Below are 21,945 nucleotides of genomic sequence, written 5' to 3'. Positions count from 1 at the left end.
AAAATCACGAGTGTTCTCAGCTCATTCATAAAGTTTGTTCACATTCACAGCATGCATTTCATTAGGGATTTCAGCCTATTGATTAAGTTCATGTATTTCTCGAGCCATAGATTCTAAAATATAAATAACAGGTACTTGCGTAGTAATATTAGATTCTTCGAAAAATTCCTCTGTTACATAATAGGGAATGTTTATATCAGAGATTTTTGCAATGGTTGAGAGTGTAGTGTTTGTAATACTAATGATTTTACTTCCCTCTTGTTTAAGTTGGTTAAGATGAGTGACCGTAAAATTATTTTCTCCTGAGACAGATAAGGCAATTGTTACGCTATTATTACGAAGGTTGGAATGAATAGGAAAGTGAGGATCTTTAATATATAGTGAGAATTTACCTAAGCTCGAGAAATATCTTGCACCATATTCGGCAAGAATACCAGAGCTGCCGATCCCAATAAAAATAACGTTATCTGCTTTGGTAACGAGACTTGCGGCTTCCTTAATTTTTTCTTCTAAGTCACCTTTTAATGTTCGTTCAAAAAACTCTATTACTGAATGTTGAGAACTTTTTATAATTGTCTTTTTATTCTTTTTTAAGTGCATTTTAAGCTTTACTTTGAATTCAGAAAACCCCTCGCAATGTAGCTTTCTGCAAAAACGTAAAATTGTAGCTGTTGACACATGTGTTTCATCTGCTAGTTCACGAATTCGCATATAAATCACCTTAGCACTGTTTTGACAAATATAGTTGTATAAAGAAGTTTCTAATTCATTAAAAGAAGCGATTACGTCGTTTGTAAACATTGATCCAGTGTCTCCTTTAGTAAAAAATATCGTAACCTGCAAAAAAATGATAACTACATTTTAACACAATTTTTTCACAAGAAACATAGTGTTACATTTATGTAACAAATCACTTTCTCCGGTATAAAAAACTAAATACTCTTCATTTATTTACTATCCCACTAAACGTAGTTATGATTTTTTTGTAGTTACTTATAAGAAAGAGATTTTTATAAATTTAAACAAATAGTTATAATGGCATAAATTTCTGGAGGTAATCAAAATGAAAACATATCAATTCCCTGAAGATTTTTTATGGGGAGGAGCTACTGCAGCTAATCAAATAGAAGGTGGATTTAATGAAGGGAATAAAGGACTAAATATTGCCGATGTTCTTCCAGGTGGAAACGAGCGTTATAAAATATTAATGAATCCAGGTTTTGATTTTGAAATCCATGGTGATCAATATTACTATCCGAATCATGAAGCTATTGATTTCTATCACCGGTATAAAGAAGATATTGCGCTGTTTGCAGAAATGGGTTTCAAAGCATTCCGTATGTCGATTGCCTGGACACGAATTTTTCCAAACGGCGATGAATTAGAGGCAAATGAAGAAGGGTTGGCCTTTTACGATCGTGTTTTTGATGAATTGCATAAAAACGGTATTGAACCAGTTGTAACTATTTCTCACTATGAAATGCCTCTACATTTAGTAAAAGAATATGGTGGTTGGAGAAACCGTCAAGTGATAACTTTCTTTGAAAGATATGTAAAAGCTATTTTCAATCGTTATAAAAATAAAGTAAAGTTTTGGATGACTTTTAATGAAATCAATAGCAGCTTGGTGATGCCGATTCAAGGTCTTGGTTTTTCAATTCAAAAAGAAGAAGATAAATACGAGCCTACCTTCCAGGCATATCATCACCAATTTGTCGCAAGCTCCCTTGCGGTCAAAGCATGCCATGAGATCATTCCTAACTCCCAAATTGGTTGTATGATTCTCTTTGCACCTGTATATTCTTTTGATTCCAATCCAGAAAATATAATGTATGCTCTTCAGGAAGAACAGCTTTTCAACTACTATTGTGCAGATGTACAAGTACGAGGTGAGTATCCAGCTTTCATTAAGAGATACTTGAAAGAACATAATATCGAATTGGAGATTCAAGATGGTGACTTAGAATTAATAAAGGAAGGCACTGTTGATTATATTGGCTTTAGTTATTACATGTCCCGCACTGAGAAGAAAGTGAAGACAGATGCGGAAGCAACGCAAGGGAATATTATTGGCGGTATAAGAAATCCGTTCTTAAAAACAAGCGACTGGGGCTGGGAAATCGATCCTGTAGGATTACGCATCAGTTTAAACAAATTATATGATCGCTATCAGAAACCACTATTTGTTGTAGAAAATGGGTTAGGAGCCTATGACAAAATAGAAGAAGATGGCACAATCAACGATGACTATCGAATTGACTATCTTCGTGAGCACGTTAAGGAAATGGGTGAAGCCATTGAAGATGGTGTTGAATTAATCGGCTATACAAGCTGGGGCTGTATTGATATGGTAAGTATGTCAACAGGCGAGTTCTCCAAACGTTACGGTTTCATTTATGTTGATAAACATGACGATGGCAGCGGAACATTAGAACGGAAAAAGAAGAAATCCTTTTTCTGGTATAAAGGTGTAATTGCAACCAATGGGGAAAGGCTATAAAAATTTATTACTATTAATTTTCTTTTACAAAGGAAATTCTTTTGTTGAGAGCTACTGAGGTAGCTCTTTTTTATTAGTAGGAAAACCTTATGATAAACTATCAGGTGCTTCTATGCAATCAGAATTGATTTACTACATAACGGAAACCCCTTGGATATTAAGAGGTTCTCATTTTCTTTTCTATATAGAAATTACACAATAAACTAGTGAACACTTTACTAAGACAAGCATTATGATAAATCTGTGTGGGGCAAGTTTTCTATTAGGACAGAGAAAAACTGATTATCGAAGTGAGTGAATTTGAAAAACTATGGTCATTATTAAAGATTTTAGAAAATCCTATGGGGGATGTTCGTGAAAATATGCATGAATGAAAGAATAAGAATGGAATGCTGTTAGAAGACATTGCGAAATTCACAGATTTAAGCATAAAAGAAATTCGTAAATTGTTATTATAATGCATGGAATTATAAAAGTCTTTTATCTTTAAAGGTGAAAGTAAAAATTAGAAGGGGGTATGCAACAACTATACATATGCTAAAAATAATAAGGGTAGTAAGCGTACTGAGCTAACGAGTGTAATCAAATTAAAAGGTCAACTGGATTTTTTTGGTTGACCTTTTTTGTTTTGCTAGGCCGATTTTAGTATTAGCCAGGAGTATCCAAACTTCAACTTTAGCCCTTTTAAGCTAAAAAACTGATCCATCCAATTCTCCAACGTTTTTTCGTCAGACGGTCCTACATCTATGCTAGTCGCATATGAAGGGACAGGAACGAGGAAAGAAATGAGGAAAGAAATTATGAACAGAATGATAACATTAAAATAGAATATCTATTCATAATTATCCTCCTAACTTAATGCATTATTTTCTATATAAGTTAGCAATCTCATCAGTTAATAATAGATGATAGTATCTGTTCATCATCCTGGAAACATAGGATCTTTAATCGCATACTCTTTTGGTGGCTCTACCCCCATTAGGTTTTGTATAAAATAGTCCCATCGTCGCCGTATAAAATACACATCTTCTGAAATCCCATGATGCCGATTAGGAAGTATTAGTAGATCAAAGTCTTTGTTTTCTTTAATCAAAGCATTTACCATTCGCATGGTTAAAGCAGGATGGACATTATCATCGAGGTCTCCTGTTACCAAAAGTAATTTTCCATTTAGGTTCTTAACCAATCTAGTATTATCTTGTTCACGGTATAGTTCTGAATTGAAAAGTCCTTGAAAGCGTTCTCCCCAAGCTGCTAAGTACAAGCGCTGATCATGGTTCCCGCACCCAGATACTGCTACCGTATATACATCCGGATATGTCAGTATAGCTCGAACAGCTGCATACCCACCTCCAGATTCGCCGTAAATACCTACTTTTTCTGAATCTAAAAACGGATACCGCTCCGCAAGCTGCTTAATAGCTACTACATGATCTTCAAGTCCTGCAGACCATTCCAGCCTTCCATCAGAAAAATCATGAAAGCTCTTTGACCTGTAAGGAGTGCCTCTTCCATCCATTAAAATAACAGCAAAGCCAAGCTGTGCAAAAGATTGAGCACAGCCCACTTGATTAACTGGTAGTCCTACTGAATACTCTCCGCCCCAAGTAAATTCTTTCGGTGTGTGAGTTATTTGAGGACCACCGTACATGTAATCTAGGATGGGATACTTACACTCTTTGTTTATTGTTGCAGGAGGAATCAGTACTCCGTACAAATCAGTTATCCCGTCGGCAGCTTTGACAGTAAAACGCTTTGGTATTTGATATCCATTTGATAAGAGAAGTTCAATATCAGCTTGCTCCAGTTCACAAACTAATTTTCCATTTGTGGAACGCAACACAGATTTAGGTGGCATATCCACTCGTGAAAAAGTATCTACAAAAAAACGATAATCGGGGGAAATAGACACATTATGCTCTGCATCCTCTGGCGTAAGGAGTACTAAGTCTGATCCATCTAGTCGAACGCGATAAAGATGCTGAAAATAAGGATCCCGTCCCAGTTCTCGGCCGCTAGCAGTAAAGTATACCCAACCTTTTTGTTCATCAACCCCCATTAGTCGACGAACTGTCCAAGGTCCAGAGGTAATTCTATTTTTAAGTCTCCCTGTATTACTGTCATAAAGATAGAGGTGTGACCATCCGTCACGCTCCGAATGCCAAATAAAAGAGTTATCATGGCATAGCCATTGGACATTTATACCTCCTTTGCCACTTTTGATATTGTAGAGGTCTGTAAATAGGAAGCTTTCACTTTTTTCCTTTAACAAATTTTGAACTTCACCATTCTTTGCATTAGCGACAACAAATTGTATAGATCGATAATTGCGAGCCATTCTTGTGAAATAAACAAAGTTGCTGTCGTTTGTCCAAAAAGCCGTTTGACAACTAGAACTGAGTGGTGATACTAATCCAGTAATCACAGGTTCTGTATCTAATTGAATCATCGATTGCTGTTCAATATCGCAAATTACAAAATGGGCTACTGGAAGATGTTTATCTCCGACTAGTGGATAGCGATACGAATGGATTACAGGCGCTTTTGCTTCTTCATGAGGAACTGACTGTAGAAGAGACATTTTTCGTACTTTGCGTTGATCAAGCCGATGCGTCAAGATTTGTTTGGAATCCGGTGACCAGAGTACTGCCGGTGGAAATTTCGGATTATATAATCGTTTAATGACAGCGGAAATTTCTGATTCCGGTTGAGTCCCATAATCATAGTATCGCTTGCCATCGTGGGTTAGTTGGATTAGTTGTCCTGTTTCTAAAGAGCGTACAAATAAATTATACCCCTTGATAAATGCAGACCAACGCCCGTCAGGAGATTGAAGTTCATTCGCAGGTACTTCTTTAGCCCGGATTTTTTCACAATGATATTTAGTTAAATCACAAATCCACGTGATTCCATCTACTTCAAATTGAATCGCTTTCCCTTCATTTACATAAGTAAAAGAGTTGAAGGGAAGATTATCTGAATCGACCTGATGGTTAATTACATTAGAGAGGGACTTTGCAAGCCTAGCATGATTGAAAGCGGGTTCTTTAGTATTTAACCGTGGATTAACTATCACAAATTGCTTACCGCGTTCATTTTTTTTTCGTATATCCATTTGATACCAAAAACGGCTTCCTGTATCTAACCAATTAGGAAAAACCTTACCGTTAAATACATCATTTACAGTGTTCCAAGAAAGCAGACGCTCTGCTTTCTCATACTGTTCATAGGTTACTGATAATGACATGTCTATCACTCCTTTAACGATTTAAAACATCCGCTCTAGTATACTAGAAACATAGAGCATTCATTTTTCTAATATTCAAGGATTTGATTATGATCCTAATCTAAAAAGCTTATAGGTGAATTCTTTTTCCTTTGGGCAGATTGTATATATGCTGGTTCATCTACCTTTTTAGTCAAATATATAACCTGAGGCCATTTAACATGCAAGTATCATGATGTGCAAGTTTTCTCGATATATTTGGTAGTTGCAGAGTTTTTTCAGTTGTCTTTCGTTTAAGATAACTCCATCTTAAGGTGTTAATCTTTCTCTGAACTGTCATTTACCTTACAATAATCTTACAAAAGGGAATTTTAGTTTTAAGCAAGATTTTAAAGTGGAAACAGGGGGAGAAATGGTGAGAACGATTATAATCGTTGATGATGAGCCTGAAATCATTGAGATACTAAGACTTTTTTTAGAAATGGAAGGCTTTTCTATACTGGAAGCGTGTGATGGTAAATCAGCTTTAAATCTTATACAGAAATTCAAAATTGATCTAGCCATTATTGACATTATGATGCCGAATATGAATGGATACGAATTGATTAAAATAGTTCGGAAAGAGTATAAAATGCCTATTATTATTCTTTCTGCCAAGAATCAGGAAATTGATAAAATTATGGGACTAGGGCTAGGAGCAGATGATTTTATATCAAAACCATTCAGTTTGTTGGAGGTATTAGCACGAGTCCAAGCTCAACTTCGAAGAACATATGATTTTAATACTGACTCGCTAAATCAAGAGCATTCTCAAACGTGCCTGAATGACCTGGTGTTGGATCACCACTCTTGTATTCTTTACAAGCGGGGACAAGAAATTAAACTTAGCGCCCTTGAGTATAAATTATTGAAGCTATTTATGAGTGAACTAGGTCGTATTTTTACAAAAAAACAAATCTTTGAGAACGTGTGGTCCGATCATTATTATTCGGATGACAATACTATTATGGTTCAAATCAGTAGATTGAGAGAAAAAATTGAAGATCATCCGAGAAATCCAGTATATTTAAAAACTATAAGAGGATTAGGTTATCGATTTGCTAAAAAGGAGGAGTTGAATGAGCGGTAAAAATAAAATATTCAACACCTTAATTAAAACTTATGTTTTCTTCTCATTGACCGTTGGAATTACAGTCGTTATCTTGCTGGTCATTTTAAACTTTCAATTGATACAGAAATTCGATAATACTATGTTGTCTAATTTAAGAGCGACTGAAATCATACGACAGAACTTTGCAGACATTCCTTCTAAGTCAATTGAGTCATTTGATGGTTGGGTAGAAATTCTCGATGAAAATTTGCACGTTATTTATATCAAAGGGAAAAAACGAGATGAATTATCTGCCTATACGGAAAAAGAATTAAACACCCTTTTTTACGACCAAGAGGAGAATCCGTATTACTCTTCTCTAGCACCATTTAAAACGAAAGACGGGAAAATGGCTTATTGTCTCGTTAAGATTCCCAAAACATATGTAAAGCAAGAGTTCTCGGTAACAAGTGCAGCGAAAGAACATATTACAACTTTTACAAAATTGTTACTTCAAACCTTTCTCCTTTTCCTCCTTTTATTTGGGCTGAATGTTTATATATATAGCCGCTGGATGGCTATGAAAATAACAAATCCTTTACGTTCAATCGCTGATGGAATTAGAAACATCACCAAGGGCTATTACTACAAAAGGCTTCGTTTTAAATCAAACTATGAATTATTACAAATACAGAATGACTTTAACCTTATGGCTGAAAAACTAGAAAAAACAGAAAAAGAGAAAAAACAATTAGAAAAAAGCAAGCAGCGTATGCTGGTCCATATCTCTCACGATTTAAAAACTCCTATTACAACTATTCAGAGCTATGTTGAAGCACTGCAATTGGGTCTTATTAAGGAGGAGGCGAAGAAACAGCAAGCTTTACATATTATACATACAAAAGCACGTCTCGTTACAGAATTGATTGAGGATGTCTTTGAATTGTCTAAACTTGAAAGCCATGACTATCCATTTCCAACTGACTCATTGGATATTTTAGAATTCGTTCGTGAAATAGCTGCAGAATATTATGGCCTGTTTGAAGAAAAACAACTTAACTTTCAATTTGAAATCCCTTCTCAGAAAATATTCGTTTCATTTAATTATACATTGTTATATCGTGCCGTTTCTAACGTACTGTCCAACGCCTTAAAATACAACCCAGAAGGAACAAATATTCTCATTTCACTAATTGAAGATACTCAAATGATACATATCAATATCATTGATGATGGTATCGGCATTCCTAATGCGATAAAAGAAAAAGTATTTGAAGCATTTTTTAGGGGAGATCAGTCAAGAAAAAGTGACGGGGGAACAGGTCTCGGTTTAACCATTTCAAAACATATCGTGGAGAAACACGGAGGCCAAATGTATTTGCATACAGACGAAGAGAAAACAAGATTTCAAATCACCCTTCCTAAAGCTGGTTACAATAAGAATCTGGTACAAAAATAATCAAGTTCATTTTAAAACAAGAGTATGAACGTTTTTTTTGAATATTGTCTAAATTAGATTAACAAAAAGGGAGTATTGGGGAGTGAGGTGATGTACTTTTGAAATTACGAATTATGTTTGTTAAGTATACAATTGATACAGAGAAATATATACTAGACTTTGTTTTGAATAGAAAATAAAAAAATTGTTATGAAAAGCGACAACGTGATTCGAGTGAAAAATATCAAAAGACACAACTTCATTAGCCGGTTATAAGGGAATGTATGTTGGGATGGTTTCTAAATAAATAGTAAAATGCTTTGTAAATTGATACAAAGCATTTTTATGAAGACATCTTTCGTTTTTCAGAAACAGAATTGTTACATTTTGTGCTTTTTTAAATTCCTCCACCATGTTCACTATAAGCAGGAGCGCCAGTATCAGGTATATATATTTCTAGGTTTTCAAACTATTTTCGTAAATCCATTCATACCTTTGAGTGATGTAACGTTTAAAGAGAAAAGGTATATTATTCTTACATCCAAATGATAAAGGAGTGAATGGCCATGTCGTATAGTGAAATGATTAGAAAAGAAGTGCTGAGCTGGGAGGGTGTTTCTGAAAAGCCACATCGCTTTGGTGGTATTGAATTAAATTATAAAAAGAAAGAGTTAGGTCATCTTCATGGTGACAAATTAGCCGACCTTCCATTTCAAAAATCAAAACGGGATGAATTGGTAAATAAAGGATTAGTGCAACCGCATCATGTATTACCTGAGTCAGGATGGATCAGTTATCATATAAAAAGTGAAGAGGATCTTCCGTTTCTCATTGAACTTTTTCGGATGCAGTATGATAGATTCGTAAAAAATTAGAGAAAAGTTGAAGTTGGGCCTTCATAAAAAAATAACTAGGTATAAAAACCTAGTTATTTTTTATGACAGAGGAATTCTGATTATTTTTTGATTCTAGAGTGTAAGAATAAATATGATACGTAAATACTTGAGATAAAAGAAAAAACATTAGATCTATTACAATCATGTTTGAATTGTATGTAAGAATTCAGTTAATATATGAAAAAATAGTATATTTACCAGGGGGATGAGTTGTTTATGAAAGAAGATATTAAGATTAGAGATGCAAAAATTAGTGATTTATCTAGTATAGTGGATATATACAATTCAACTATTTCAAGTAGAATGGTAACTGCTGATACAGAACCTGTTACTGTTACGAGCAAGGAACAATGGTTTCATGAACATTCACCTTCTTTTAGACCTTTATGGGTAATAGAATCTCAAGGTGAGATATGCGGATGGGTTAGTTTCCAGTCCTTTTACGGTCGACCTGCTTATAATGGAACAGCTGAAATAAGTATATACATTCATCCAATGCATAGAGGTAATGGGATAGGTAAATATATTATACAAAAAGTGTTAGATACTTGTCCGAAGCTTAAGATTAAAACATTATTAGTGTTTATATTTGCTCATAATAAAGCTAGTCTTCAGTTATTTTCGTGTTTTGATTTTGAAAAGTGGGCACATTTGCCTAACGTTGCAGAATTAGATGGAATAGAAAGGGATTTAATCATTCTTGGTAAAAGGATTTCATAATATTTTAGTGAACTATTATAAAAGTAGTGTAACAAGTTCAGAAAAAACGAGAAATGATATTGTTAGATAAAAGTGAATAATCTGTAGTCGATTTTAAAATAAACAAGTTAATTAACCTAGCTTGTTTATTTTAGTTTAATATTATGCAATATTTCATGCAAGCGATTGCGTTTTTCGTTTATAATGAAAACGGATACATAAATGTTTTATAAATTTAAAAAGGGAAAAGGAGAAAAGAGATGAAAAAACAATTTCAATATTATTGTAGTGTCATTTTACCTGTCTTGATGTTATTTGTATCTCTATTCATTCCACAAATAAGTTATGCGGCTGTAAATGGAAAGGGAATGAATCCGGATTATAAAGCTTACTTAATGGCACCATTAAAAAAAATTCCGGAAGTAACAAATTGGGAGACATTCGAAAATGATTTAAGATGGGCAAAACAAAATGGTTTTTATGCTATTACCGTTGATTTTTGGTGGGGAGATATGGAAAAAAACGGGGATCAGCAATTTGATTTTTCATACGCACAGCGTTTTGCTCAATCGGTAAGAAATGCAGGTATGAAAATGATACCTATTATTTCTACGCATCAGTGTGGTGGAAATGTTGGAGATGATTGTAATACACCAATTCCTTCATGGGTTTGGAATCAAAAAAATGATGATAGTCTTTACTTTAAATCTGAAACCGGAAGTGTTAATAAAGAAACATTGAATCCACTTGCTTCAGATGTAATTCAAAAGGAATATGGTGAACTATATACAGCATTCGCAGCTGCTATGAAACCTTATAAAGATGTAATTGCAAAGATATATTTATCTGGGGGGCCAGCAGGAGAGCTAAGATATCCTTCTTATACATCTGCTGATGGAAGCGGTTATCCATCACGTGGAAAGTTTCAAGCATATACAGAATTTGCAAAGTCAAAATTCCGTTCCTGGGTATTAAATAAATATGGTTCCTTAAATGAAGTGAACGAAGCGTGGAGTACAAAACTTACTTCTGTTTTAGAAATTTTACCACCAAATGATGGGGAACTGTTTCTAAAGAATGGATATAATTCTTCATATGGAAAAGATTATTTAGAATGGTATCAAGGTGTTTTAGAAAGTCATACAAAATTAATTGGTGAATTGGCACACAATGCTTTTGATCCAAGTTTTCAAGTACCAATCGGCGCAAAGATTGCAGGAGTACATTGGCAATATAATAATCCAGTTATACCTCACGGAGCAGAAAGGCCAGCAGGCTATAATAATTATAGCCATTTACTCGATGCTTTCAAAAGTGCAAAGTTAGATGTAACATTTACTTGTTTAGAAATGACAGACAAAGGCAGTTATCCAGAATATTCAATGCCTAGAACATTAGTACAAGATGTTGCAACATTAGCTAATCAAAAGGGAATTGTACTAAATGGTGAAAATGCTTTAAGTATAGGAAATGAAGCTGAGTATAACAGAGTTGCAGAAATGACCTTTAATTATAATTTCTCTGGATTTACGTTACTTCGTTATCAAGATGTAATGTACAACAATTCATTAATGGGGAGATTTAAGGATTTATTAGGTGTGACCCCTGTTATGCAAACGATTGTAGTGAAAAATGCTCCTACAACAATAGGAGATACTGTTTATATTACTGGAAATCGTGCGGAATTAGGAAGTTGGGACACGAAACAATATCCAATTCAATTATATTATGATTCTCATAATAAGGATTGGCGAGGAAATGTTGTATTGCCAGCTGAAAGAAATATAGAATTTAAAGCATTTATTAAAAGTAAAGATGGAACGGTCAAATCATGGCAAACAATACAACAAAGTTGGAATCCAGTCCCACTGAAGACTACCTCTCACATGAGTTGGTGGTAATTATATTATGTAAACAAAAAGATCCTTTATCAAATAGTAAAGGATCTTTTTGTTTTTTCTTCAAAGATGTCACATTCCTCTTTCTTCATCCGTCTTGTGTGTAGGAACAATAAGGAGGGAATTTATATGAAAAATTTTAATGTCGCAATTATAGGCGGGGGACTTGCTGGATTAACAGCTTCGATTTATTTAGCTAGGGAAGGGAAAAAAGTGGTGGTATTAGAAAAATCAAATCGTTTTGGCGGAAGAGCAATGACTACGAATAAAAACGGCATTCTTATGAATCTTGGGGCACACGCTTTATATCGCGGAGGAGAAGCACTATCCACTTTTGAGGAACTTGGAATCAATATTCCAGGAGGTATACCTTCAACTACGGCGCATGGTATATGGAAAAATGATGTGTATACAGTACCGACAGATTTTCGATCAATTTTATCTACACCATTACTCTCATGGTCTGCTAAAATACAATTTTCTCATTTGATGTTAAAGCTAGGAAAATTAGATTTGAATACAATTCCGAAAATGAGCCTCAGTGTATGGGCAGAACAAGAAATTAAAGACCCCATGGTAAGAAATATGTTTTATGCGTTATGCAGAACAACAACCTACACATATGCTCCCACAATACAGCTAGCATCTTCCGTATTAAAACAAATACAACGATCAATGAAAGAAGGAGTTTTTTATGTAGATGGTGGCTGGGAGACAATTATAACAAAACTAAGAGATGAAGCTATGAATGCTGGAGTCCAATTTATGATTAATAAAAATGTAGTTGAAATTGAACACTGTAATGATGTTCAAAGAATACGCTGTTCTGGTGATGAAATATTTGAAGTCTCTACGATTGTCATTACCATACCACCAAAAGAGGCTTGTAAAATTGTAAAGGGTGCAAAAGAGACTGCGCTGCATATATGGAAAGAACAATCAGTGCCAATTACAGTAGCCTCACTAGATCTTGGTTTAAGAAAATTACCTAATTCATTACATCAATTTGTTTTAGGATTAGACCAACCTGTATTTTTTACGAATCAATCGAGAGCGGCTAAACTAAGCGACGATGGAACTGTAGTTGTGGGATTGATAAAATATCATAATCCTACATTACAGGTTAGTAACTCTAATGAAGATAAAATTATGTTAGAACATATAATGGATTTATTACATCCGAATTGGCAACAGGAATTAGTTGTAAAACAATATTTACCTAAAATAACGGTTGTTTATGATTTTCCTCATATTGGTCGTACTGAAAATCCAGGTCCTATTGTTCCAGAAATGCCAGGGATATATGTTGCAGGAGATTGGGCTGGCCATGATGAATTATTAGCTGATGCTACGGTTTCTAGCGGTAAACGAGCAGCACTACAAATTCTAGAACAAAGTAAAGTCACAAATTGAAAGAGGGTCATGCGAGTGTGGAAACGGAACAATTGTATCAAGTATATAAACCTTTATTATTTTCTTTAGCCTACCGTATGCTTGGGAGTGTTATGGATGCTGAAGATATTGTTCATGATACATTTCTTTCATTAAGTAGGATAGAAGATTTAGAGTCTGTTGATAATGTAAAAGCTTATTTGTGTAAAATGGTTACAAATCGTTCAATCGATAAATTACGTTCAGCGGTCCATAAACGAAATGTTTATGTTGGTATGTGGTTACCAGAACCAGTTGTTGACGAGAGTGATGACCCCTCAATGACATATATAATGAAGGAGTCTATGTCTACGGCGTATCTTTTATTATTGGAACAGTTATCTGAAGTTGAACGGGCTGTATTTATATTACGAGAAGTTTTTGGTTACGATTATGATGAAATAGCATCAATCGTTGAAAAAAGTAGCGTGAATTGTCGTCAAATTTTTCACAGGGCTAGAAAGAGTATAGTAGATAAACCGAAAGCTTCAAAGTTAAGTACAAAGCAGATGGCCACATATGTAGAACAATTCGTTGCTTCGATACAGCGAGGAGACGTGCAGGCAATGCTAGAAATTTTAAAAACAGATGCGATATTGAAGTCAGATGGTGGAGGGAAGGTTACAACGGCTCTTAAACCAATTTACACTTCTGAAAGAATTGTACGTTTATTCTTAGGAATTACTAAGAAGTTGCCAGAAGAACACTCCATCACATTTAAAATGGTAAATGGTGTTCCAGGTATTATTGTCAGTTTAAATAATCGCGATGTGTATGTAATTTCATTTGAATTTAAAGAGGAAAAAATATCATCTATTTATATGATGATGAATCCAGAGAAGCTTATGCATTTAAATCGGAATGTATAGGACGAGAAAGACGCATTTTAAAAGAAATGCGTCTTTCATTTAAAATCATGTGATTTACTTCTCTAACATTTCAAGAGGAACATCTTTTTCACCTAATACCTCGAATTTGATTTCTCCGTCCTCTTCGTAAATACGTTTAATAATCGGTATAGTTATCATTTGCTTTTTATGCTGCTTACGTTTTCTAGCAGCTTCTAAATTAATCACGTTCATGTTTAAAGCATCCTTTCCTATTTACAGTAATAAACAAAAGAAAATGCGTCCCAAAAGGGCGCTTCTTTAATGGAAAATACCGATTAAAAATGATTTTATAATTGCGTTTTGATTGTAAAATAATGTGAATGGAATAATTACACGTAGAAATTAACTTTACCAAAAAACGTAACAATATGCTACAAAAAAATTCAATTCTTTGTCTTATAACAGGAAAAACGGATTCATTTAGCATATAATGAAAGGTAGACAAACATAATCGAGTTTCTCATCAATTGTGATCATTTATTAAATTTGCTTGGAAAGGCGATGAATAAAATGCATCATATAGAATCATTGTTGCTAGAACTTGAAAAATACGGAAAAAACTATGATCGGACAAAAGAAAAGCGAGAAGAAAGATTGAGAAATATTTCTCGAGAAATGGGACAGTTTTTATCCATTTTAGTGAAAGGATGTAGCGCTCAAAGGATATTAGAAATTGGGACATCGAATGGATACTCCACAATATGGCTTGCGAATGCTGTACAAGAAACAAATGGAACCGTTACAACAGTGGAACTGTCTTCAGAACGTGTTGCAGAAGCGCTTGTGAATTTCGAAAAAGCCAATCTTAGGCACCGCATTGATATTCATAACCAGGAAGCTGGTGCATTTTTTGATGCACAAGTTAATCGGTCATTTGACTTTATTTTCTTAGATTCAGAGCGTACGCAATACATGTGGTGGTGGGAAAATATAAAGCGTATATTAGAGCCTAAAGGATTTCTGGTAATTGATAATGCAATTTCACATACAGAAGAGTTAGCGGAATTTATTCAGATGATTGAAGAAGATGAGACATTTGAAACTGTGTTACTAGCTTTTCAAAAAGGAGCGTTTGTAGCAAGAAAAAAATGAAGAGATACAGTCATACTCAAAAAGGAGATTTAATAAAAAATGCGTATACATTCTTATTTCTATGAACAGGCGCAAAAATATCCTGATCGCGTTGCGCTTTCGGAACAACATAACAGATGGACTTATAAAGAATTGGCGGAATGTGTTTCAAATCGCGCATCAGCTCTTATGCAAGACGGAGCGATACCAGGACATATTTTTATTATCAAGTTAGAAAATTGTATGGAATGGATTCAAGATGCACTTGCGGTTTCAAAAATTGGTGGAATTATATTGCCGGTTCATCCAGACGTTACAGAAATTGAATGGCAAACAATTATAAGTAGTACGGAGCCTAATTGGATTATCACATCCAAAGAGACTTTATGTCAAACAATTGAGCCTAATAGTATCCCATTTCCTTTTAGACATGTGAGTAGTAAGGATGAGTTATACTTCTTTGGTTATACTTCAGGTTCAACAGGTACACCAAAAGGGTTTGTTAAAAGTCATCAATCATGGACTAGTAGTTTTGAAGGGTGGAGTAAGGCATTTTCACTAACTGAAAGCGAACGTGTGGCAGTTCCGTTACACTTATCTTATTCAGCCCAGCTATATCCGGCACTTCATGCATTAGCTATAGGAGCTGAGATTGTTTTATTATCTAAATTCTCACCGGAGGCATTTTTCAAAGCAAAAGGATCATGTGCTTCTATCACACCGGCTTTAATTGAACCTTTAATTCGCCATGCAAAGCAAAAACGAAGTGTGCAGGAAATGATTCCGAGGTGTATAATTTCAGTTGGGACAAAATTATCGCCTATACAAAGACAAAAATTTGAGGAATGTTTTCCTAAATCATTTCTGTATGAATATTACGGGTCATCAGAAATGGGCTATGCCTCACTGTTAACACCAGAAGATGCAAGAACTGCACCTGAAACAGTAGGGATATCATTCCCAGATGTAGAGATTGCCTTTTTTAATGAGAAAAAAGAACGAGTAGTAACTAATAAAGAAAATTTCGGGAAATTATTTGTTCGATCCGGTCAGGCTTTTGAAGGATATATTGAAAATGAAAAGCAAACAAAAGCTACTTTCATAGAAGATTGGGTAACATCACATGATATTGGTTTCCAAAGAGAAGATGGGAAAATTGTTTTAGTAGGTAGAGACCGAGACATTATAAAAGCTGCTGGAAGCTTTGTGTACGCTGGTGAAATAGAGGATGTATTACTTGGAATCACCGGGGTTACAGAAGCAGTAGTGTTTTCGGAAAAAGATGAGAATCGTGGAGAAATAATACGGGCTGTTGTCGTAAAGGAATGTTTTCGGGAATTAGTCGATATTCAAAAAGAGTGCCGTCAAAAATTAATATCGTATAAGCAACCAAGAAATTGGACTGTACTATCTCATTTACCCAAGAAGCCGAATGGGAAGGTAGATAAAATGAAATTGAGGGCTGAATTGTTAAGCGATAAACTGTGTAACATGTGAAGAATCCGTCTTCAGCACGTAGCCTTCTAGGTCTTAAGTCCGAGGAAAATAATGCGCGAAACAGGTATACTTATGGTAAGAAACAGGGAATGACTGCATAAGCAGGAATTCATTGTTCGGTTATTTTAAATAGGATACTTTAACTGGAAAATACATGGGGTATCAAATATAGTGCAAATAAATTCGCACATATAAATAAAGGAGCGATTTTTTTGACTGAATTAGAGAAAAAAGAACCTGTATCAGTAGTAAAAGATAATGTAGAAGTGGTTGTTGATACAGTTATTAAAGATGACGAACTTATTGAATTGAATAAAGAAGCTGATTTATATGTACAAAAGTTAAATAGTGAACAAAATACAGATCTTTCAAAAGTATTATCACAGCTTGGAGATTTAGGCGATAAGGAACAGCAAGCAGCCGGGCAAACATTATCTGCACTTAAACGTCCTGTAACTGCGATGATGAACGGGAAGAATGAAGAGATTCCAAATACATTGTTAGAATTACGTAAAGTCGTATCAGAACTCGACCCTAATTCATTAAAAGCGTCAGGTATGAAGAAATTTATGTTTAAAGTTTTCAAGAAAAATCCACTTGAAACATATGTTCATAAATATCAATCCATAGATAAACAAATTGAAGAGATTATAAGATCATTACTTATTGGGCGTGACAATCTCCAAGAAGATACAGTCGGTTTAGAAATGTTAAAAGAACAATCACACGATAAAATTCATGCTCTTGATAAACAAGTGTATCTAGGACGAAAGCTTGCTGGGATGCTTGAGGCTGAAAAACAAAATCCAGATCGTCAAAAGGATATTCCATTAATCAATGATGCGTTAGAAAAAATTCTTGTACGTACGCGTAACATGCAACAGGCAAAAAGTGTATTACTACAATCTATCGCATCTGTAGATATCATTAAGAAAAATAATGAAAAGTTAACAGAAGCGATTCGTAACGCGATTACAATGACGCAAAATGTTGTTACTGTTTCAGCTGCGATTCAGCTTGCATTAACAAACCAACGAAAAACGATTGATGCAGTGAATGCAACAAACGAAGCAATTGAATCGATGGTATTAAGTAATTCACAAGCTTTAAAACAAAACACAGAAGAAACGACGCAGCTGCTTGAAAATCCAGCGATCAGCATGGATAAATTGCGTGAATCATTCCAAAATGTATTTGCGGCGATTGAAGCATCTGAGAGATCGTCAGAGCGCATTATTGAATCTAGTAAGAAGTTTGTTATTGAACTTGACACATTTAATGATGAAATGAAGCAGAAGCTCATTCAGCGTCCAAAGAAATAAAAGTGCATTAGAGGAGGTGAAAAAATGGGTTTCTTCGAATTTGTTTTAATGATTGGTGGGATTTTGCTTTTACTAGGATTTACAGCTGTAGTTTTACTTGTTTATTTTGGCAGGAAATTTTACTTGTCATGGGCGAAACCGTATAAACGAGCACATGAATCAATTGAAAAGTTATCCAACAAATCAACGCCGTTTTTACAAGAGTTTACGCAACATCCACTTTTTTATCGTTGGATTCGTACTGAGGGGAAAAAGGAACAAAAAGCATTTAATACCCTTTTCTGTACAGCAAATCAACGTACAAGAGAACAAGTCTTCTCTATGTTACCGAAGGATAAACAAAAGAAAGTACACGCTATGGCAAAAACAACAAAAAAAGTGACGAATGAAGATATTGATGCAGCAGTAATGAAAGTGAAAGATTTTTTAAGACAAGAATCACAACAATCATCCAAGCCAACAGATCTATCGTTTTATAAATTGTATTTTTATGACCGTTATCCAGATGCATTAAATACAATTCAAGCGTATAAACGCTCAATCAATCCGTCACTACAAAAAACAGTTGATGACATTACAGTTTCTGTATTGAATGCTCTTCCATATTACCAAGAACATCGCATGTTTGAACAACAACACAAACTTGAAACGTTCTTAATGAAAGACTTAATCGATATGTTATCATTGGTTGCACAACTTCCGCCTTCACAACGTCCAGAAAAAGAAGAAGAGTTGCAAGTTTACTTACAAAACTTCCAAAAAGAAATGGAAGCAGTAGAACGTGATATTCGAGACTCCATTGATCATGATTTGAATGTGAAGATGAGAGCGGCGAAGGAGAAATTTAGGAATAAGTAAAAGAAAGCCTGTCGGGTACATTACCTAGCAGGCTTTCTTTCGTTTTTATAATCAATTGGTGCAAACTTAAAGCGCTTTTTCCCCAGTCAATTACTAACCGATCTTTTAAATCATCAAATCCTGATAAGGGTGTAAGGTGATAATAAAAATTTTTACCTTTTCCTATTTCGGGTGCCATCCAATCTAGTTTCTTGTCGGATTGAAAATCGGTAACAGCCTGTTTAGAAATAACTTTATATACACCGATAAACTTAGCTTTTGAATCATTGTTACCAAGAAAGCTCACTATGTATGTGCAATTTTTAAAGATATCTTTTTCTTGATGTTGCTGATATAACTCGAATTCTCCTTTTTCATATAATTCAGCTAGATTAATTCGTGAATCCTTATGTCGAACTAGTTTTATATCAGTTCTACTGCAATCTAAACCGTACATTGTTAGAAGTGTTTTTAATGTTAACATATGAAAACTCCTTATTCATTCATAGTGTATATTCTATTATACATGGAAGATAAGGGATATATTGGTATGTTTTTCGTTCCATAAATGATAGAATATAAAATGCTATATCAGAATTTTAAAATAACCGATGAGACAGATGATAAATTTCATATTGAATGTAGTGATGTAAGAATTATATAGAATGGAGTATTTAAAATGAAAAGAATTTTTAAAAGGAGCGGAAAAAAAGAGAATAATCGTTTTGAGAAAACATTAATTATAATGATAATCTTCCTTGTAGAAATAGCAGTTTTTTGTACAATTTTTTATTACACAAGTGAAGAAAATAAAAAGAAAGAGCCTGAAAATATACCAATAAATCATGCAATCAAGATAGAAACAACTGGAACAAACATATCCTTTATCGGGAGAGATATTTTTTATCAATATGTATCGAAGATGACTAATAAAGAAAATGGGGCTGAGAACTGGAAAGGCTCAGTGCAAGTAGTAGATCAAATGTTAATTACTGAAGAAGAAAATCTTTATTCTGTAGCTATTAAATTTAATGTAGACTCCTTACCAGAAAAAAACAAATACTATGCAGAGTGGGATGCAACTGCTCATGATGGGAAAATTATCAACAATCAATGGATTATAAAATTTAACAAAGTAAATCCGTATACTTATACATTTTTAAGTAAAGAGGTGGCATCTGCCAATTTAAAATGGGAGAACGGTCTGAATGATAGTCAAATAGAAAATGTAAAGGTGAAGCAATATGATAAAAATTATGTAATTGAGAATTCTATTTTAAAAGTGACGTATGATGGGAAGAAAACATTTAAAAAGGTTCCTGTTGATATGAACCAGTTTGTGCGTGAGGATGGTCGAATTAATGAAGTGGAATTGCAAGAAGGGAGTTATTATATTACAAAAGAAAAAACTGCTTTTGTACATGGTGGGCATCATACTCCGGTAAAAGTGACGATGTCTGATGATGAAGGAAAGAAATGGGAGACTGTAACAGTAGGAAATGATATTGATAGCCGCAGACTTAGTTTTATTGGGTTCACATCACAAAAACATGGTTACATTGTCATAACGGGCGATAGAACAATGAGCTTTGAAACGAATGTTGTATATCAAACAAATGATGGTGGAAAAACGTGGACAAAAATGGGAAGTACGGGAGATCTTATTCAATTTCTTGCGACAGGAGTAAGCTTTGCTACTGATCAAATTGGATTTATTGTGTTTAAGACTACAAATGGAGATCCTAGCGTGTATCGTACTGAAGATGGTGGGAAAACATGGGTGAATCTAGATATTAAATTGCCAAATAAATATCATAGTGTTTTTACATATGTAATACCTCCTATCTTTGAGGGAGCAAGAGGTACATTACTCGTATCGCAAGACGGAAGCGGAATAGACCAAGAAGGAAAAATGGCAAGGTTTAGATCAGAAGATTTTGGCGCTACATGGACATTTGAAAAGGTAGTAAATATTTCTTATGAAAAATAGATTTTAAGGAGAGTATTGTACGGTGTTCATTATTATATTTCTTGTATTACTATGTATTATCCCGTTTGGGAGAGTTTATAAAAGTTTTTTATCAAAACGAGAGATTACCTCAAGTGTATTAAAAATTAAGAAACTAGAATTTATATCTTTTTGTGTAAGCTATTTTACATTCTGGTTAGGCATAATGGGGACACTAAGTGATGTACAAGCAGGACTACCTCTGCACAAATATGCATATAGTGGAGCAATGCAAGATCAATATGCTTCCCTAGCTTCAGATCATATTTTTATTGTCGTCGTTTTATTTATTTTAGGAGGTATTTCCTATTGGAAATTAAGTTTAGATATAGAGAAACTTTCGCCTATTATGTATATTGTTTATAGTTCGTTATTAATCTTACATGTTGTATTTACAGTTGTTTATATAACACATACGGGTATTTCTATTTATGCAGAATTTCTAAAACTTAGATACCTTTCAGTATTGTGTATGCAAGGAAGTGCTATTTCAATTAGTCTTTTATTTATATCTAAATTAAAAGATTCCTTGAGTTATTTTCTTCAGTGTCAGCGAAATAGAGATAATAAACCAAATAACAAATTTATGAAGTTTTTATATCGTATTTCTTTTGGATATGAAAAGATGTCAAGGGTTTGGATGATTAGTTTATTTCCAATTTTATTAATCGTTCAATTTATATTAATACTTTTTGGACAAAGGCCTGGTAGTTTTATTCGAGTGTTTTTGGACACGAGTAATTTTAATTATTCAAAAATCGCTGCACCTAGTCCTGAAATACTTTCTGGTGATGGACATTACTTGTGCACAGTTTCAGTGAAAGGGCATAAAAAGATTGTTAAACCAATTAGGGCTGGTATTAGGCACGGAGAAAGAATTACTGTAAATCGGCAGTTATTAATTGCAAATGCTTTTGAAAATATAATTGAGGAACGCGCTCCAAAATGTCATAAGGTTATTCGTGACTTTTACGATAAATATGGTTATCCAATTAGCAAACATATTAACTCAAAGTGGTCAGCCGATTTTATTTATATGATAATGAAGCCACTAGAATGGTTTTTCTTACTCGTATTGTATACAGTAGATAAAAATCCTGAAAATAGAATTCACATTCAGTATAGCGAATTAAGAAAATAGC

The 21,945-nt window shown here is 34.2% G+C and carries 18 protein-coding genes; 14 read left to right on the top strand and 4 right to left on the bottom strand.

Annotation, left to right across the window (positions count from 1 at the left end; translation table 11 throughout):
* Window positions 1-75 precede the first annotated feature (75 nt).
* The gene (locus tag KFD70_RS21935; RefSeq protein ID WP_431613344.1) at window positions 76-801 is read right to left on the bottom strand and encodes a MurR/RpiR family transcriptional regulator; all 726 of its coding nucleotides are present in this window, start codon (window positions 799-801) and stop codon (window positions 76-78) included.
* Window positions 802-1,063: 262 nt separating this feature from the next.
* On the opposite strand from KFD70_RS21935, the gene KFD70_RS21930 reads away from it, so the two are divergent.
* Window positions 1,064-2,500 (top strand): glycoside hydrolase family 1 protein, encoded by a 1,437-nt coding sequence (locus KFD70_RS21930; protein WP_431613343.1) that lies wholly within the window; start codon window positions 1,064-1,066, stop codon window positions 2,498-2,500.
* A gap of 922 nt (window positions 2,501-3,422) precedes the next feature.
* Here the strand turns inward: KFD70_RS21930 and KFD70_RS21920 are convergent.
* Window positions 3,423-5,747, bottom strand: coding sequence for a S9 family peptidase (locus KFD70_RS21920; protein ID WP_336453878.1), 2,325 nt, complete (start codon window positions 5,745-5,747; stop codon window positions 3,423-3,425).
* 391 nt (window positions 5,748-6,138) lie between these two features.
* On the opposite strand from KFD70_RS21920, the gene KFD70_RS21915 reads away from it, so the two are divergent.
* The 7 genes from KFD70_RS21915 (at window position 6,139) to KFD70_RS21885 (ending at window position 14,047) form a co-directional block, all read left to right on the top strand.
* Window positions 6,139-6,855, top strand: a complete 717-nt coding sequence (locus tag KFD70_RS21915) for a response regulator transcription factor (protein WP_336453879.1) — start codon at window positions 6,139-6,141, stop codon at window positions 6,853-6,855.
* Window positions 6,845-8,275, top strand: coding sequence for a HAMP domain-containing sensor histidine kinase (locus KFD70_RS21910; RefSeq protein ID WP_336453880.1), 1,431 nt, complete (start codon window positions 6,845-6,847; stop codon window positions 8,273-8,275). Before KFD70_RS21915 ends, KFD70_RS21910 begins: the two co-directional genes overlap by 11 nt.
* Window positions 8,276-8,820: 545 nt before the next feature.
* Window positions 8,821-9,129 (top strand): luciferase domain-containing protein, encoded by a 309-nt coding sequence (locus KFD70_RS21905; protein ID WP_241817078.1) that lies wholly within the window; start codon window positions 8,821-8,823, stop codon window positions 9,127-9,129.
* 237 nt (window positions 9,130-9,366) lie between these two features.
* On the top strand, window positions 9,367-9,870 hold the full coding sequence (locus KFD70_RS21900; RefSeq protein ID WP_336453881.1) for a GNAT family N-acetyltransferase: 504 nt from the start codon (window positions 9,367-9,369) through the stop codon (window positions 9,868-9,870).
* A gap of 239 nt (window positions 9,871-10,109) precedes the next feature.
* Window positions 10,110-11,750 carry a family 14 glycosylhydrolase gene (locus KFD70_RS21895; protein ID WP_336453882.1) on the top strand — a complete coding sequence of 547 codons (1,641 nt, stop codon included), beginning with the start codon at window positions 10,110-10,112 and terminating at the stop codon, window positions 11,748-11,750.
* 126 nt (window positions 11,751-11,876) lie between these two features.
* Window positions 11,877-13,160 carry a phytoene desaturase family protein gene (locus KFD70_RS21890; protein ID WP_336453883.1) on the top strand — a complete coding sequence of 428 codons (1,284 nt, stop codon included), beginning with the start codon at window positions 11,877-11,879 and terminating at the stop codon, window positions 13,158-13,160.
* Between the two features lie 17 nt (window positions 13,161-13,177).
* Window positions 13,178-14,047: a sigma-70 family RNA polymerase sigma factor gene (locus tag KFD70_RS21885; protein ID WP_336453884.1), complete on the top strand. Its 870-nt coding sequence runs from the start codon at window positions 13,178-13,180 to the stop codon at window positions 14,045-14,047.
* A 54-nt stretch (window positions 14,048-14,101) separates the two neighbouring features.
* On the opposite strand, the gene KFD70_RS21880 is transcribed toward KFD70_RS21885, so the two are convergent.
* Window positions 14,102-14,260: a hypothetical protein gene (locus KFD70_RS21880; RefSeq protein WP_098492135.1), complete on the bottom strand. Its 159-nt coding sequence runs from the start codon at window positions 14,258-14,260 to the stop codon at window positions 14,102-14,104.
* Between the two features lie 318 nt (window positions 14,261-14,578).
* Between KFD70_RS21880 and KFD70_RS21875 the strand changes: the two genes are divergently transcribed.
* The 4 genes from KFD70_RS21875 to KFD70_RS21860 all read left to right on the top strand — a co-directional run bounded on the left by KFD70_RS21875 (window position 14,579) and on the right by KFD70_RS21860 (window position 18,816).
* Window positions 14,579-15,160, top strand: a complete 582-nt coding sequence (locus KFD70_RS21875; protein ID WP_420792375.1) for an O-methyltransferase — start codon at window positions 14,579-14,581, stop codon at window positions 15,158-15,160.
* Between the two features lie 39 nt (window positions 15,161-15,199).
* Window positions 15,200-16,636 (top strand): class I adenylate-forming enzyme family protein, encoded by a 1,437-nt coding sequence (locus tag KFD70_RS21870; protein ID WP_336453886.1) that lies wholly within the window; start codon window positions 15,200-15,202, stop codon window positions 16,634-16,636.
* Window positions 16,637-16,848: 212 nt separating this feature from the next.
* On the top strand, window positions 16,849-17,958 hold the full coding sequence (locus KFD70_RS21865) for a toxic anion resistance protein (protein WP_336453887.1): 1,110 nt from the start codon (window positions 16,849-16,851) through the stop codon (window positions 17,956-17,958).
* Between the two features lie 24 nt (window positions 17,959-17,982).
* Window positions 17,983-18,816 carry a DUF3974 domain-containing protein gene (locus KFD70_RS21860; RefSeq protein WP_336453888.1) on the top strand — a complete coding sequence of 278 codons (834 nt, stop codon included), beginning with the start codon at window positions 17,983-17,985 and terminating at the stop codon, window positions 18,814-18,816.
* On the opposite strand, the gene KFD70_RS21855 is transcribed toward KFD70_RS21860, so the two are convergent.
* On the bottom strand, window positions 18,803-19,279 hold the full coding sequence (locus KFD70_RS21855; RefSeq protein WP_336453889.1) for a hypothetical protein: 477 nt from the start codon (window positions 19,277-19,279) through the stop codon (window positions 18,803-18,805). The two genes, KFD70_RS21860 and KFD70_RS21855, sit on opposite strands and share 14 nt — an antisense overlap.
* A gap of 195 nt (window positions 19,280-19,474) precedes the next feature.
* Here KFD70_RS21855 and KFD70_RS21850 point away from each other — a divergent pair, with 195 nt between their 5' ends.
* Window positions 19,475-20,785 carry a WD40/YVTN/BNR-like repeat-containing protein gene (locus KFD70_RS21850; RefSeq protein ID WP_336453890.1) on the top strand — a complete coding sequence of 437 codons (1,311 nt, stop codon included), beginning with the start codon at window positions 19,475-19,477 and terminating at the stop codon, window positions 20,783-20,785.
* A 22-nt stretch (window positions 20,786-20,807) separates the two neighbouring features.
* Window positions 20,808-21,944, top strand: a complete 1,137-nt coding sequence (locus KFD70_RS21845) for a DUF6688 domain-containing protein (RefSeq protein WP_336453891.1) — start codon at window positions 20,808-20,810, stop codon at window positions 21,942-21,944.
* Window position 21,945 lies beyond the last annotated feature (1 nt).

It is taken from the genome of Bacillus pfraonensis (genome assembly GCF_050768835.1).
In the GTDB taxonomy this organism is placed as follows: domain Bacteria; phylum Bacillota; class Bacilli; order Bacillales; family Bacillaceae_G; genus Bacillus_A; species Bacillus_A pfraonensis.
This window is presented reverse-complemented; position numbering and strand designations above follow the sequence as displayed.

Coding starts and splice junctions, on each gene's coding strand:
- KFD70_RS21875 (WP_420792375.1), top strand. CDS start 14,579: ATGCATCATATAGAATCATTGTTGCTAGAACTTGAAAAATACGGAAAA.
- KFD70_RS21930 (WP_431613343.1), top strand. CDS start 1,064: ATGAAAACATATCAATTCCCTGAAGATTTTTTATGGGGAGGAGCTACT.
- KFD70_RS21900 (WP_336453881.1), top strand. CDS start 9,367: ATGAAAGAAGATATTAAGATTAGAGATGCAAAAATTAGTGATTTATCT.
- KFD70_RS21880 (WP_098492135.1), bottom strand. CDS start 14,260: ATGAACGTGATTAATTTAGAAGCTGCTAGAAAACGTAAGCAGCATAAA.
- KFD70_RS21855 (WP_336453889.1), bottom strand. CDS start 19,279: ATGTTAACATTAAAAACACTTCTAACAATGTACGGTTTAGATTGCAGT.
- KFD70_RS21895 (WP_336453882.1), top strand. CDS start 10,110: ATGAAAAAACAATTTCAATATTATTGTAGTGTCATTTTACCTGTCTTG.
- KFD70_RS21920 (WP_336453878.1), bottom strand. CDS start 5,747: ATGTCATTATCAGTAACCTATGAACAGTATGAGAAAGCAGAGCGTCTG.
- KFD70_RS21935 (WP_431613344.1), bottom strand. CDS start 801: ATGTTTACAAACGACGTAATCGCTTCTTTTAATGAATTAGAAACTTCT.
- KFD70_RS21905 (WP_241817078.1), top strand. CDS start 8,821: ATGTCGTATAGTGAAATGATTAGAAAAGAAGTGCTGAGCTGGGAGGGT.
- KFD70_RS21890 (WP_336453883.1), top strand. CDS start 11,877: ATGAAAAATTTTAATGTCGCAATTATAGGCGGGGGACTTGCTGGATTA.
- KFD70_RS21860 (WP_336453888.1), top strand. CDS start 17,983: ATGGGTTTCTTCGAATTTGTTTTAATGATTGGTGGGATTTTGCTTTTA.
- KFD70_RS21850 (WP_336453890.1), top strand. CDS start 19,475: ATGAAAAGAATTTTTAAAAGGAGCGGAAAAAAAGAGAATAATCGTTTT.
- KFD70_RS21915 (WP_336453879.1), top strand. CDS start 6,139: ATGGTGAGAACGATTATAATCGTTGATGATGAGCCTGAAATCATTGAG.
- KFD70_RS21910 (WP_336453880.1), top strand. CDS start 6,845: ATGAGCGGTAAAAATAAAATATTCAACACCTTAATTAAAACTTATGTT.
- KFD70_RS21870 (WP_336453886.1), top strand. CDS start 15,200: ATGCGTATACATTCTTATTTCTATGAACAGGCGCAAAAATATCCTGAT.